A 13,446-nucleotide genomic window follows, 5' to 3' on the forward strand; every position below is an offset into this window, starting at 1 on the left:
ATCGGCTGAGCCGACCTGTTTACCAGAAAGGCCAGCAGAAAATCTGCTGGCCTGACCGTGTTCCTTGCAACTCAAAATGTTGTGCGGCTCCGTGCTTAGCGCAGGGATCCCGCCAGCGCGCCGTCTTCTTCCATTTGGTCGAGGCGGCCAAGCAGTTTGCGGGTGATGTGCTCCAGCTGGTCTTTTTCCGCAGTGCTCAAAGAAGACCACAGCTGGTGCAGGCAGTTGTGCTGCGGAGGTAATACCTCGCGCAAGAATTGATGACCTTTGTCGGTTAGCTGCAGATGCAGGCAGCGACGATCGTTGTCGCTTTCACGACGCTCGATCCAGCCGCGTTTTTCCAGTTCGTCGGCGATACGGGTGGCATTAGTGCGTGACGAACCCAGCGCGCAGCTCAGCTCGGAAGGTTGAATGCTGTGATTTTCCTGAGACTCAAGCGTTATCAGCGCCATAAATAATGTCTCGTTAATCCCTTGCGCTTTCAGCATTTTGTTACGGTTTTCCAGCAGCTTACCCTGCATGTGCATACAGAGACGGGTGAGGAGAATCTCCTGGAAAGGGAAATCTTCATGGCGGCTGGCGCGGAATTTGAGCATCTGCTCAATGGGAGTAAACGAACTATCCATTTGGGTATAACCTCATTAATTACAGCCGATATAATAACTATTGTGACAAATAAAGCAAATGAATTATCGGTCACTATTAATACTTAAAATCTCCGGCGAGACGCCGATTTTCCATGCCAAACCATAGGCTAAAGCGCTGAGTTGCGTAGGGATAATAATGCTGTTCGTCGCCTGTAAGCTCAACCTGAACGCGGCGCAACCTACCCGTGTTGGTAGCCAATGGCGCTGACGTCGGGGAGCAGGCGTTTCCATATCGGTGACTTATTGATAACGCTGGTGAAAATTACGCCTGGAAAGATTTGCTCACCTTAGCAGACGGCGTGATGGCTTCACAATCGCGAAAATGGGAAATCAGAATATCCGCTTTTTTAGGCATATTCGTTTCATGCTGCTATGGGGGAAAGGGCAGCCCCACGACGGCAAACCGCCGTGGGGAGAGGGGAGAAATTACTTCTGCGCCGCCAGCGCTTCTTTTACCCAGCCGTCGAACAACTGCTGGTGGGCTTTAATCCAACCATCAACGTGGCCGTTGATGTCGGCTTCTGAAGCATGACCGGCATGCATCATCGCGTTTTCGGCGTTGATATCGGCAATTGGCAGCTTCATCAGGCTAAACAGCTTCGCCGCCGCCGGGTTCTTCTCGGTCCAGGCTTTGTTGGCGACGATGTGCATGGTGTTCACCGGGAAGCCATAGTTGACGCCGTTCGGCAGCTTGGTGTCGATATCTTTCTGTTCTCCCGGCAGGGAGGAGAACGGCACCTGCAGCCAGACCACATCTTTACCCGGTTTCAGCACGTCGCTGACCCAGTACGGCGTCCAGGTATAATAAAGAATCGGTTTGCCTTCTTTATAACGGGCGATGGTATCGGCCATCATCGCCGCGTAGTTGCCCTGGTTATGGACCACTTTATTGTTCAGCCCGTAGGCATCAATCTGATGGTTGATGACCGCCTCGCAGCCCCAGCCTGGGGTACAACCGGTGAGGTCGGCTTTGCCATCGCCGTTGGTATCGAACAGTTTGGCGATCTTCGGATCTTTCAACTGGTCGATGGACTTAATATGGTACTGCTCGGCGGTTTTCTTATCGATCAGGTAGCCCTGTGCCGCGCCGGTAACGAAGGTTCCTTCACGGTAGAATTTTTTATCGCCGCCCGCCGCCGCGTACATATCATCGTGCAGCGGTTGCCAGTTGGTGGCGATAAAGGTGGCATCGCCAGAGGCGATGGAGGTGTAGGCGACGTTATAGTCGACTTCGCTCGGCTTTTCGACGGTATAGCCCAGTTTTTCCAGCGCGCGGCTGACCAGCAGCGTCTGGAAGGTTTCTTCCGAAATGGTGCTCTGCGCCGGTTTCACGGTGATGCCTTTACCCGGCAGCTCGGCAGCAAACGCGCTGGTCGTGACGAGGGCGGTAAACGCTGTGGCAAGGAGTGTAGTATGTCGCATCGTTATTCCTTCTCTTATTTACAGAAAGGGCGGGTAATCAGCCCCAGAGGTCCGGTGGCGTACCAGCGGCGATTACCGCGGCTGCGGGAATCACGGCCGACGGCTTGGGTCAGGCGGTCAAGGATAATCGCGAGGATAACGATCCCGACCCCGCCGACGCTCGCCAGCCCCATATCCAGGCGGCCAATACCGCGCAGCACCATTTGACCGAGGCCGCCGACGGCGATCATCGAGGCAATAACGACCATCGACAGGGCCAGCATCAGCGTCTGGTTGACGCCGGCCATGATGGTCGGCATCGCCAGCGGCAGCTGGACTTTAAACAGCAGCTGGCGCGGGCTGGCGCCGAAGGAGCGTGAAGCTTCAATGAGGTCTGCCGGTACCTGGTTAATCCCGAGGATGGTCAGGCGGACAATTGGCGGCAGGGCGAAGATAATGGTCACCACCACGCCCGGAACGTTGCCGATACCGAACAGCATGACGATCGGTACCAGGTAGACGAACGCCGGTGTGGTCTGCATCGCGTCAAGTAACGGGCGGATGATTTTCGCCGCTCGCGGGCTACGCGCCAGCCAGATCCCCAGCGGCAGGCCGATTATCATGCAGAACAGCAGCGCGGTAAGCACCAGCGCCAGAGTGACCATCGCCTGCGACCATGCGCCAATAGCGCCGATGGCTACCAGCGAGACCAGAGTGGCGATACCCATGCCGACGCTGGAGATCTGCCAGGCGATCAGGGCGAAGAGAATAATCGCCACCGGCGCCGGCATCCCCAGCAACAGCTGCTGGAAAGCGCTGAGAATATAATCCACCGGCACGCGGATCCCCTGGAACAGCGGACGGAAGTGCAGCACGATCCAGTCGATGGCGTGGGTGACCCAACTATCAAGCGGGATCAGCGTTTTATGGAACGGATCCATAATATTAAAATGTTCTGGCTGCGGCGCAGGCGCGCTATTAAGCCAGTCGGCGCCGCCGCCGTCAGCGGGCGCGGGTGTTGGGTTGCCCCAGGCGTCGGCGGACTGCGCCGCGTTATCCGCTGGCGCAGCGGTATCCCATGGATTCGATTGATCAGCCATTGTTTGCCCCCTCGCGATCTAAAGCCTGTAGCAGCATGCGTTTTGAAATAATGCCGAGATACTGGTGCCCTTCATCCACCACCGGGACGGCGCAGGGCGCCTGGCCGACGTGGGAGAGCAGGTCGCTGAGCGGCGTTTGTGCTTCCACCGGCTGCGGGGAGTCAATTAACGCCGCATCAAGCCCCTGATTTTCGCTCAGCGCGCTTTTCAGAGAGTCGATGGAGACAATGCCGACAAACTTATTACCGCGTTCAATGACGTAACCATATTCGCGGTCTTCATCCTGCAATAATTTCAGCGCCGAACGCGGGCCGAAACCGGGGGTTTTACGAATCAGGCCAACCGGACTACGGCGGGCAATATCCTTAGCGCTAAATACCTGGCTAATATCCACGCCGCGGAAGAAAGTACGAACGTAATCATTCGCCGGGTTATTCAGAATTTCGTCAGGGGTGCCAATTTGCACCACTTCGCCATTTTGCATAATGGCAATACGATCGCCAATACGCATAGCTTCATCAAGATCGTGGGAAATAAAGACGATGGTACGTTGATGCTTCGCCTGTAATTTGGTGAGCTCATCCTGCATTTCAGTACGAATTAACGGATCAAGCGCTGAGAAGGCCTCATCCATGAGCAGAATATCGGGGTTGATCGCTAATGCGCGCGCTAAGCCGACGCGCTGACGCATCCCGCCGGAAAGCTCGTCGGGATAGGCGTGAGCGTAATTTTCCAGCCCCACCTGACGTAGCGCATCCAGCGCTTTCTGCTGGCGCTCTTCGGCGGAAACGCCGGCCAGCTCCATACCGAAGGCGGTGTTATCCAACACGTTCATATGCGGCATCAGGGCGAATGACTGGAAAACCATCGCAATCTTTTTCCTGCGCACCTCGCGAAGCTCGGCATCTGAGATTTTGGCGATATCCACGCCGTCAATCAGCACCTGTCCGCGGGTGGGTTCAATCAGGCGATTGAGAAGGCGAACCATGGTGGATTTTCCTGAGCCGGAAAGTCCCATGATGACGAATATCTCGCCTTCTTCAATGGCCAGACTGGCGTCTTTAACGCCAAGCGATAGCCCCGTTTTTTCCAGTATTTGCTCTTTGCTAAGTCCTTTTTCAATATATTTGAACGCGCGTTGCGGGTGCTCGCCAAATATCTTATAGAGATTCTTAATTTCTAATTTAATTGCCATGCAATAAATGATTTCCTGTCTTTAATTATATCGATATCGTACCTGGTGAAGTTTATTACCTGTTTACACCCTAACATACTGAGATTCTGTGACAACCCTCGATGTGAATAGCTAGCCAAAATCTGAAAGGAGAACTCTGGCTGAATTGCCCATGATATAAGGGCTGAGCCATCATATACGGCTGATGATATTTTTTGATTATGCATGAATAATGAATGGGAAAATTGGCTTAAATGAAGGAAATATGACGAGGGAATGGTCAGTAGATTATTTGTGTGATAATAAAGAATAATGTGAAATAGATCACTGGAGAATATGTCGATATATTCCCCAGCGATCGCGCGGTTAAAAGTCCCAATCGTCGTCGGCGGTTGCTTCGGTTTTACCCATGACATAAGAAGAACCGGAGCCGGAGAAAAAGTCGTGATTTTCATCGGCGTTTGGCGACAGCGCCGCGAGGATGGCTGGGTTTACGGCGGCCATTTCCGCCGGGAATAACGCCTCATAGCCAAGGTTCATCAATGCTTTATTGGCGTTGTAACAGAGGAACGCGTTGACGTCGTCGAGCCATGGGCTGTCGGCATACAATTCGCGGGTATAGGCCAGTTCGTTATCGTACAGATCCATCAGCAGATCAAAGGCGAAATTTTTCAACTCTTCGCGCTTCGCGGCGCTGACGATTTCCAACCCTTTTTGATATTTATAGCCAATATAGTAACCATGCACCGCTTCGTCGCGAATAATCAGACGGATTAAATCGGCGGTATTGGTCAGCTTGCCGCGGCTGGAAAAATGCATCGGCAGCCAGAACCCTGAATAGAAAAGAAACGATTCGAGGAACACGCTGGCGATTTTTTTCTTCAGCGGCTCATCGGCCTGGTAGTAATTGAGCATCAACTGCGCTTTGCGCTGTAGGGGAGCGTTCTCCTCGCTCCAGGCGTAGGCGGCATCGACATCCTTGCTCTGACACAGGGTGGAGAATATCGAACTATAGGAGCGAGCATGCACCGCTTCCATAAAGCTGATGTTCGACAGCACCGCCTCTTCATGTGGAGTGAGGGCGTCGGTCATCAACGCCGGGGCGCCGACGGTATTCTGGATGGTGTCGAGCAGCGTCAGTCCGGTAAAGACGCGGATGGTCAACTGCTGCTCCTGAGCCGTCAGAGTCTGCCAGTGTGGAATGTCGTTGGACAGCGGCACCTTCTCCGGCAACCAGAAGTTGCTGGTCAGGCGGTTCCACACCTCGAGGTCTTTGTCATCCTCGATTTTGTTCCAGTTGATGGCGCTGATGCGCGATAAGTGGGTCATCCTGTTCTCCTTACAGCGCGCAGGACACGCAGCCTTCGATTTCGGTACCTTCCAGCGCCAGCTGGCGCAGGCGAATGTAATACAGCGTCTTGATACCTTTCTTCCACGCGTAGATTTGCGCTTTGTTGATATCGCGGGTGGTGGCGGTATCCGGGAAGAACAGCGTCAGCGACAGCCCCTGATCGACATGTCGCGTGGCTTCGGCATAGGTATCGATAATTTTTTGCGGGCCAATTTCCCAGGCATCCTGATACAGCGCCAGATTGTCGTTAGTCATAAACGGCGCCGGATAGTACACGCGGCCGGTTTTACCTTCTTTACGGATCTCGATTTTCGCCACAATCGGATGAATGCTGGAGGTGGCATGATTGATATAAGAGATCGAACCGGTCGGCGGGATCGCCTGCAAATTGCGGTTATAAATGCCGTAGCGCATCACGTCGTCGCGTAGCTGTCGCCACATCTCACGGTCGGGCAGGGTTATCCCCGCACGGGCGAACAGTTCGCGTACCCTGGCAGTTTTCGGCTGCCATTCACCCTGCAAATACTGCTGGAAATAGTCGCCGCTGGCGTAACGCGACTGCTCAAACCCGGCAAAACGTACTCCGCGCTCGCGCGCCATCGCCATAGAGGTGCGCAGGGCGTGCCAGGTGACGGTGTAGAAATAGAGATTAGTGAAGTCCAGCCCCTCCGGGCTGCCGTAGGCGATCCCTTCGCGGGCCAGATAGCCGTGCAGGTTCATCTGCCCAAGGCCAATGGCGTGCGATGCGGCATTACCCGCCGCCACCGATGGCACCGAGCGGATATCGCTCATATCGGAGACCGCTGTCAGGCCGCGGACCGCCACTTCGACGGTGCGGGCGAAGTCCGGCGAATCCATAGCGTGGGCGATATTCAGCGAGCCGAGATTGCAGGAAATGTCCTCGCCAACGGTGGCGTAATCGAGATTTTCGTCAAAGGTGGAGGCGCTGTTGACCTGCAGGATCTCCGAGCACAGGTTGCTCATATTAATGCGCCCGGCGATCGGGTTGGCGCGGTTCACCGTATCCTCGAACATGATGTACGGATAGCCGGATTCAAACTGAATTTCCGCCAGCCGCTGGAACAGATCGCGGGCGCGGATCCAGCGTTTGCGAACGCGGTCATCGGCCACCAGTTGCGCATACATCTCGCTGACCGCGATATCGCCAAAGGCTTTGCCGTACAGCCGCTCAACGTCATAGGGCGAGAACAGCGCCATCTGCGCGTCTTCTTTCGCCAGCTGGAAGGTGATATCCGGAATGACTACTCCCAGCGACAGGGTTTTGATGCGGATCTTCTCATCCGCGTTTTCCCGCTTGGTATCAAGGAAACGTAAAATATCGGGGTGATGGGCATGAAGGTAAACCGCGCCGGCCCCCTGACGCGCTCCCAACTGATTGGCGTAAGAGAAGGCGTCTTCCAGCATTTTCATCACCGGCACCACCCCGGAGGATTGGTTTTCGATACGTTTAATCGGCGCGCCCGCTTCGCGCAAGTTGGAGAGCAGAAATGCCACGCCGCCGCCGCGTTTCGACAGCTGCAGGGCGGAGTTCACCGCCCGGCCGATAGACTCCATATTATCTTCGATACGCAGCAGGAAGCAGGAGACCAGCTCGCCGCGCTGCTGTTTACCGGCGTTGAGGAAGGTCGGCGTCGCTGGCTGAAAGCGCCCGGAGAGGATCTCATCGGCCAGCTGTCGCGCCAGGATTTCATCACCCTGGGCCAGGGTTAGCGCCACCATGCAGGCGCGGTCGGCGAAATGCTCCAGGTAGCGTTTGCCGTCGAAAGTGCGTAAGGCATAGCTGGTGTAGAACTTCCACGCGCCGAGGAAAGTACGGAAGCGAAAACCGTGTTGATGCGCGTGGGCGAAGAGGGCCAGCACGAAACGACGTTCATAGCGGGCCAGCACTGCCGGATCGTAATAACCTTCGTCGCTCAGCCATTGCAGTTTCTCCTCCAGACCGGCGAACGGTACGCTGTTGGGGCGCACGTGGCTATGGATAAATGCTTCGACCGCCTGTTGGTCCTTTTCCAGGGGAATGCGGCCATTGCTGTCGTATAAGTTCAGCATCGCATTGAGGGCGTGGAAATCAGACGCCCCGGCGGTTACGCGTTCTGCGGTTGTCGTTGCCAAAATTCGCTTACTCCTTTACGCACGTTGTCGACATCTTGCTGGGTACCCATCAGCTCAAAACGATACAGATACGGCACGCCGCATTTCTGCGCGATGACCTCTCCCGCCCGGCCATAGGCCTCGCCGAAGTTACGGTTACCGGCGGCGATGACGCCGCGAATCAGCCGGCGATTATGCGGGTCGTTTAAAAAGCGGATCGCCTGGCGCGGCACGGCGCCTGCCGTTCCGCCGCCGCCGTAGCTGGGGACGATGAGAATATAGGGTTCGTCTACCTGAATTCGCTCGCGCTCGTTGAGCGGGATGCGCACGGCAGGCAGCGCCAGACGCTGCACAAAGCGATGCGTATTTTCAGAGCTGCTGGAGAAGTAGACGATGAGGCTCATAGGCTGGCCGTAGCCGCGGCGGGACGCAGGCGATTAATCATATCGGGGCGGAAGCCCGACCAGCGGGTTTCCCCGGCTATCACCACCGGTAATTGCTGGAATCCCTGCTCGCGCAGCATGTCGATGGCTTCCGGGTGTTGGTCGATGTTGACCATATCGAAGGCGAAACCGCGGCTCTCCATCGCGCGTTTGGTGGCATGGCATTGCACGCAGTCATTTCTAGTGTAAATAATAATGCGCATGATTCGTATTTCCATTTAAGATAACAAGACGGCGTAAAACATCGCGCCGAACGTTATGGGCTTACCGTTCAGGAAATACTAGATGTAGTTATTTAAAACTTCAACCACGCAATATATAGAGTTTTTCGATAAGTTATCCCCCACCAACTAGCCCGGCGGGGGAGGGAAGTCGATACGCGAAAATTACATCCGCATCGCGACCGCCAGACGGTTAAAGGCGTTCATAAGGCTGATGGCGAAGGTTAAATCGCTAATCTGGCGTGGGGTAAAATGCTCTTCTAAAGGCAGGTACACCTCATCTTCGGCGTGGCTGGCTGCGATATCGGTTACCGATTCCGCCCATGCGAGGGCCGCGCGTTCCGCAGCGCTGAAGTGGGCGCTTACGCGCCAGCCTGCCAGCGCATCCAGTTTGCTCTGGTCAACGCCGGCTTTGCGTAGCGCTTTGCTGTGCATCTCAAGGCAAAAAGCGCAGCCGTTAATTTGCGACACCCGCAAATAGACCAGCTCCACCATCGTGCTGCCCAATTCGCTTTTTTCCAGCGCTATGCTGGCCTGAACCAACCCCTTATAGATTTCCGGGCTCAGTTCGCTATACGGCTGACGTAATGTGGTCATCTTGCAGTTCTCCTCTCTAAGACCCGGGCAAAATAGCACTATAATGGACTGCATAAGATAGCCATATTGTGATGAAAAAAGCAGACCATAATGGAAGCCAAAAAAGTGCCGCACTACCAGCGTATCGCCCGCCAGCTGAAATCAGCGATTGAGAATGGCGAGCTGGCGCCGGGAAGCCGTCTGCCCGCGAGCAGAGTTTATGCGCAGGAGCTTGGCGTATCGCGGGCGACGATTGAAAATGCCTGGGGCGAGCTGGTGGCCCAGGGCTGGCTGGAGCGCCGCGGCCAGGCGGGCACCTTTGTCAGCGAGCGGCTGAGCCCGCGGCAGGTCACGGCTCAGCGACCGGCGACGGGGCGGGGATCCTCCGCGCCGCTGCCTTTTCAAATGGGGTTGCCGGCACTGGATCTTTTCCCGCGCGGGCTGTGGGCGCGGGTGATGGGGCGGCGGCTACGGACGCAATCGCGCTTCGACCTCGCGCCCGGCGATCCCTGCGGCGAACCGGTTCTCCGTCAGGCGATTGTCGACTATTTGCGCCTGTCGCGCAGCATCGAGTGCCAGCCGGAGCAGGTTGTGATTAGCGGCAACTATGCGGCCTCGATGGCGTTGATTTTGCGTACCCTTGCGCAGCCGGGGCAGCATATGTGGATGGAGGATCCGGGATATCCGTTCATTCGCCCGGTGGTTAGCGCGGCGGGGGTCAATATCGATCCGGTACCGGTTGACCAACAGGGAATGAATATCGACTGGGCGCAGACACACTATCCTCAGGCGCGCTTTGCGCTGTTAACTCCAGCGCATCAAAGCCCGCTCGGCGTGGCCCTGTCGCTGGAGAGACGTCGACAGATATTACAGTGGGCGGCGCAGCGCGATAGCTGGATTATTGAAGATGACTACGACAGTGAATTTCGCTATCAGGGGAAGCCGCTACCGCCGCTGAAAAGCCTCGATGCGCCACAGCGGGTACTGTACGCCGGGTCATTTAGTAAATCGATGTTTCCCGCGCTGCGCGTCGCGTGGCTGGTGGTACCGCAGCCGTTGGCGGCGCGGTTTCGTTGTCAGGCCGAATTGAGCCACTGTAATGTGCCGACCTTATGGCAGCAGACGTTAGCGGACTTCATCAATGACGGGCATTTCTGGCGTCATCTAAAAAAAATGCGCGCCAGCTACGCGTTGCGCAGGCAGTGGCTGGAGTCGGCGCTGCAGGCGCAGGGTTTTCAGGTGGTACCGCAGTCCGGCGGGATCCAACTGGTGATGGCGGTGAAGGGGGACGATCGCGAGCAGGCCCGTCGCTGCCAACGTGCCGGGCTGGCGGTGCAGGCGTTGAGCGACTGGCGCATGCTTAGCCGTGGTGAGGGCGGGCTATTGATGAGTTTTACCAATATCACGTCGGCGGTGATGGCACGTGAAGTGGTAGGCGAACTTAAGCAAGCGCTGGCCAGCGTGGAATAATAAAAAACCCTGCGCACCATTGGGACGCAGGGTCAGACGCGTATTTGTTATCTTCACATGTAGTCTATCGATACTATTATCGACGCAAATTAAGCAAAACGCCAATAAACACCCCAACGGCGGCGGCGGCGCCAACGCTCTGCCAGGGTTTATCACGCACGTAGCTGTCGGCGCAGCCGGCGGCATCGCGGGCGCGTTCAACGGTATCATAGGCCGCCTGGCGCAGGCGGGTATTGCCGTTCAGGCGGGCGCGCGTCTCTTTCAGCAGCGACTGCGCTTTTTTACGCGCGTTCTCTGCTTCATCTTTCGCATCGCTACCCCATGATTTCAGCACTTCTTCCAGCGTATCCGCTAATTGGCTGACTTCGTTATGAATATCCTCGGCGCTTTCATCAATGTCGTTGCGGTTCACACGGTTAGCCATTGGTTTCTCCCTCTTTTCCATTCGAGTTATTAAGTGTAGGACATGATTTTGCATTATGCTTTTGCGGGAGTTTATGGAATTTTCTGAAAGCGCTGCTATTCGTGAATAAGGTAAGGTAAATGTGCGGTAAAAGATAACGAGGAATCAGTATGTATTTAAGACCCGATGAGGTGGCGCGTGTTCTTGAAAAAGCCGGCTTCACCATGGATGTTGTGACGCAAAAAGCGTATGGATATCGCCGTGGCGATAATTATGTTTATGTGAACCGCGAAGCGCGCATGGGGCGTACCGCTTTAGTTATTCATCCGGCGCTTAAAGAGCGCAGTAATTCACTGGCGGAACCCGCCAGCGAGATTAAAACTTGCGACCATTATGAACAGTTCCCGCTCTATTTGGCGGGTGATGCGCAGCAGCATTACGGTATTCCACATGGTTTTAGTTCGCGGATGGCGCTTGAGCGTTTTCTGAACGGTCTGTTTGGCGAGGCGCAGCCGCAGATGTCTCACGGCTGAATAATCTAATGCGGGCTGCTTTGAAGCAGGCGACTGGCAGCGGCCAGTCGCCGAAAGATGAGGATCAGGCTTTAGCTTGCTGATAAGGGCTGACGCGGAACAGGCGGCGGCAGAAGTCGAGAAAGTAGCCGTATACTGCGCCCATCATCATTGATACCAGAATGTTTGAACTGACCGCGGCGGCAATTTGATGCCAGTCTGCGCCTACCGACAGCAGAATTAATACATACACCGGCGACTGGAAAGTCACATACGCGACGACATCAGCAATGTTCTTCATCCATCCCGAGGTGCTGATTCGGCGCGCCTGGCGCATAGCGAAGTCGCGATAGAAGCCATAAGGCACCGCAATAATAATGTTGACCGGGATCGCGACCAGTCGTGAAGATAACGACTGCTCAAAAGTCATTCCGGAGAGGAAAATTTCGATCATCATATTGACAACGGTGCAGTAGACCACCATTGCAAAGGTGTCTGCTACCGCATGACGCAAGCGGGATTGAGCAGAGAACATCGGTATGCTCCTCGAAAAATGAAGTCAATAACGCCGAAAAGTGCGCATGGTGTAGCGGTTTTGGGCTGCCTGTTTTGATGTGTGTAGAGTATATCTCTGCATAGTAAGTGACAACTAGCTATAAATTTTTATTTATCGCCTTTTTGTCGATAAAACACTCTGCGAGCTGGCGTTTTGTTTAACTTGCGCTACTTTTGTTCCTTTGTTTGATTATTTCGTTTTATATCAAATAGATATGATTTCGCTTTGTCAGATGGCGATCGGGCGTGGCAGGAGAAGTGTGGTGGATAAAGCGGGTATCTGAATGCGTTATGTGATGGCTGTCGCTTTTGGCGTTATTTACCGTATAAATACCGGTTCATTAGCATTTACTGCTGTATGTAAAAAATGGTTTTTATTCGGATTATGTGAATTTTCATTCATCATCGTAAAGCCATTGGCGTTCCTGTTTTACCGGCGATGATTTTATAACTCACTGACGTGGCTATAAATATAATATTATGAATATTATTATGTCGCGCTATGCATTATTCATCCGCGCCAGTCAGAGTTTGTGTTCTATTTCGATATTGCCCACCAATAAATTTCAGCGCGTTCATAGGCGTAATCCTGTACATATTTATTTGAATAAGCTAAGGCTGGAAATAAATATACATATCTATTAAACTGACCAGGTAATTCTTGTTTTATTTTTTCGATTTGGGATTTTTGATCTTTATGTCTTTTATGTTACAAAAACTGAATAATATTCGCTCACTGCGTGCTATGGCGCGTGAATTCTCCACTGACGTGCTTGAAGAGATGCTGGAAAAACTCAGGATCGTCACTGAAGAAAAACGTGAAGAGCAGCAGAAGACGCAACAGCAGCAGGCGGAATATCAGGAAAAAATTAATACCTGGCTGGAATTAATGGTTGCTGACGGTATTTCACCTGATGAATTAGCGCTGCATGAAATGGCCCCGGCGAAAAGCAGTAAAAAACGTCAGCCGCGCCCGGCTAAATATCGTTACACCGATCATACCGGCGCAGAAAAAACCTGGACTGGCCAGGGCCGTATGCCCAAGCCGATCGCTTTGGCCGTCGCGCAGGGGCAATCACTTGAGAGCTTCCTGATCTAAACAGAGATTGTTTAAACGGTGGGGAAACCCACCGTTTTGCTTAGCAAACGCCGAAATCGCCTTCTTCGGTATAAGGCGTAACATCAACCGCTTTCAGAGTAAATTTCTCACCCTGCTCGTTACTCGCCTGAACAACGATCAGGCTATCGCCATTCACTTCCACTACCTTCAATTTTGGCCCGCCGACGCGCGGTTGTACCAGATCGCCTGTTGTAAACATGGTGTCTCTCCTGAGCATTGGTAACAACTAAGAACCTAAACGATAGCTCAACGATGCTGACGGATTCAACGATCGTGCTGCTTTTTGTTAAAACAATTTATGGGTAGATGTATTATCTTTGTTAATGGTTTTTGTGGCGCTGCGGTGAGTGAAACTGAGACT

Annotated in this window: 15 protein-coding genes and 1 pseudogene; 3 read left to right on the top strand and 13 right to left on the bottom strand. The window is 54.0% G+C overall.

Annotated features, from left to right (window positions below; genetic code table 11):
* Positions 1-95 precede the first annotated feature (95 nt).
* The 10 genes and pseudogenes from mprA to ABLV78_RS05660 all read right to left on the bottom strand — a co-directional run bounded on the left by mprA (position 96) and on the right by ABLV78_RS05660 (position 9,046).
* Positions 96-626 carry a transcriptional repressor MprA gene (mprA, locus tag ABLV78_RS05615; RefSeq protein WP_015370069.1) on the bottom strand — a complete coding sequence of 177 codons (531 nt, stop codon included), beginning with the start codon at positions 624-626 and terminating at the stop codon, positions 96-98.
* A gap of 63 nt (positions 627-689) precedes the next feature.
* A pseudogene (locus ABLV78_RS05620) lies at positions 690-845 on the bottom strand (hypothetical protein); the annotation flags it as partial.
* Between the two features lie 228 nt (positions 846-1,073).
* Positions 1,074-2,069 carry a glycine betaine/L-proline ABC transporter substrate-binding protein ProX gene (proX, locus tag ABLV78_RS05625; RefSeq protein WP_045395213.1) on the bottom strand — a complete coding sequence of 332 codons (996 nt, stop codon included), beginning with the start codon at positions 2,067-2,069 and terminating at the stop codon, positions 1,074-1,076.
* Between the two features lie 14 nt (positions 2,070-2,083).
* Positions 2,084-3,148, bottom strand: a complete 1,065-nt coding sequence (gene proW, locus ABLV78_RS05630) for a glycine betaine/L-proline ABC transporter permease ProW (protein ID WP_045395210.1) — start codon at positions 3,146-3,148, stop codon at positions 2,084-2,086.
* Positions 3,141-4,343, bottom strand: coding sequence for a glycine betaine/L-proline ABC transporter ATP-binding protein ProV (gene proV, locus ABLV78_RS05635; protein ID WP_045395207.1), 1,203 nt, complete (start codon positions 4,341-4,343; stop codon positions 3,141-3,143). Before proV ends, proW begins: the two co-directional genes overlap by 8 nt.
* A 345-nt stretch (positions 4,344-4,688) precedes the next feature.
* A complete protein-coding gene (gene nrdF / locus ABLV78_RS05640; protein WP_015370074.1) occupies positions 4,689-5,651 on the bottom strand; it encodes a class 1b ribonucleoside-diphosphate reductase subunit beta in 963 nt (320 codons plus the stop codon).
* 10 nt (positions 5,652-5,661) lie between these two features.
* Positions 5,662-7,806, bottom strand: coding sequence for a class 1b ribonucleoside-diphosphate reductase subunit alpha (gene nrdE, locus ABLV78_RS05645; protein ID WP_047044337.1), 2,145 nt, complete (start codon positions 7,804-7,806; stop codon positions 5,662-5,664).
* Entirely contained in the window at positions 7,779-8,189 is a 411-nt protein-coding gene (gene nrdI, locus ABLV78_RS05650; RefSeq protein ID WP_045395202.1) for a class Ib ribonucleoside-diphosphate reductase assembly flavoprotein NrdI, read from the bottom strand. Before nrdI ends, nrdE begins: the two co-directional genes overlap by 28 nt.
* On the bottom strand, positions 8,186-8,431 hold the full coding sequence (nrdH, locus tag ABLV78_RS05655) for a glutaredoxin-like protein NrdH (RefSeq protein ID WP_047044340.1): 246 nt from the start codon (positions 8,429-8,431) through the stop codon (positions 8,186-8,188). The genes nrdI and nrdH overlap by 4 nt, the downstream gene beginning before the upstream one ends.
* Before the next feature lie 183 nt (positions 8,432-8,614).
* On the bottom strand, positions 8,615-9,046 hold the full coding sequence (locus tag ABLV78_RS05660; protein ID WP_047044343.1) for a carboxymuconolactone decarboxylase family protein: 432 nt from the start codon (positions 9,044-9,046) through the stop codon (positions 8,615-8,617).
* Between the two features lie 90 nt (positions 9,047-9,136).
* Here ABLV78_RS05660 and pdxR point away from each other — a divergent pair, with 90 nt between their 5' ends.
* Positions 9,137-10,495: a MocR-like pyridoxine biosynthesis transcription factor PdxR gene (pdxR, locus tag ABLV78_RS05665; protein ID WP_047044346.1), complete on the top strand. Its 1,359-nt coding sequence runs from the start codon at positions 9,137-9,139 to the stop codon at positions 10,493-10,495.
* 76 nt (positions 10,496-10,571) lie between these two features.
* Here pdxR and ABLV78_RS05670 read toward each other — a convergent pair whose 3' ends face one another.
* The gene (locus ABLV78_RS05670; protein WP_015370080.1) at positions 10,572-10,919 is read right to left on the bottom strand and encodes a DUF883 family protein; all 348 of its coding nucleotides are present in this window, start codon (positions 10,917-10,919) and stop codon (positions 10,572-10,574) included.
* Between the two features lie 149 nt (positions 10,920-11,068).
* On the opposite strand from ABLV78_RS05670, the gene ABLV78_RS05675 reads away from it, so the two are divergent.
* The gene (locus ABLV78_RS05675; RefSeq protein WP_015370081.1) at positions 11,069-11,431 is read left to right on the top strand and encodes a DUF2002 family protein; all 363 of its coding nucleotides are present in this window, start codon (positions 11,069-11,071) and stop codon (positions 11,429-11,431) included.
* Positions 11,432-11,495: 64 nt separating this feature from the next.
* On the opposite strand, the gene alaE is transcribed toward ABLV78_RS05675, so the two are convergent.
* Positions 11,496-11,945, bottom strand: a complete 450-nt coding sequence (alaE, locus tag ABLV78_RS05680) for an L-alanine exporter AlaE (RefSeq protein WP_015370082.1) — start codon at positions 11,943-11,945, stop codon at positions 11,496-11,498.
* A gap of 717 nt (positions 11,946-12,662) precedes the next feature.
* Here alaE and stpA point away from each other — a divergent pair.
* Positions 12,663-13,064 (top strand): DNA-binding protein StpA, encoded by a 402-nt coding sequence (gene stpA / locus ABLV78_RS05685; protein WP_045395232.1) that lies wholly within the window; start codon positions 12,663-12,665, stop codon positions 13,062-13,064.
* Positions 13,065-13,104: 40 nt separating this feature from the next.
* On the opposite strand, the gene ABLV78_RS05690 is transcribed toward stpA, so the two are convergent.
* Complete coding sequence (locus tag ABLV78_RS05690) at positions 13,105-13,284, bottom strand: GDFGVC terminal motif YodC-like protein (RefSeq protein ID WP_045395194.1); 180 nt, start codon at positions 13,282-13,284, stop codon at positions 13,105-13,107.
* Positions 13,285-13,446: the final 162 nt, after the last annotated feature.

This window comes from Klebsiella sp. CN_Kp075, from assembly GCF_040065055.2.
Classification (GTDB): Bacteria; Pseudomonadota; Gammaproteobacteria; order Enterobacterales; family Enterobacteriaceae; genus Klebsiella; species Klebsiella aerogenes.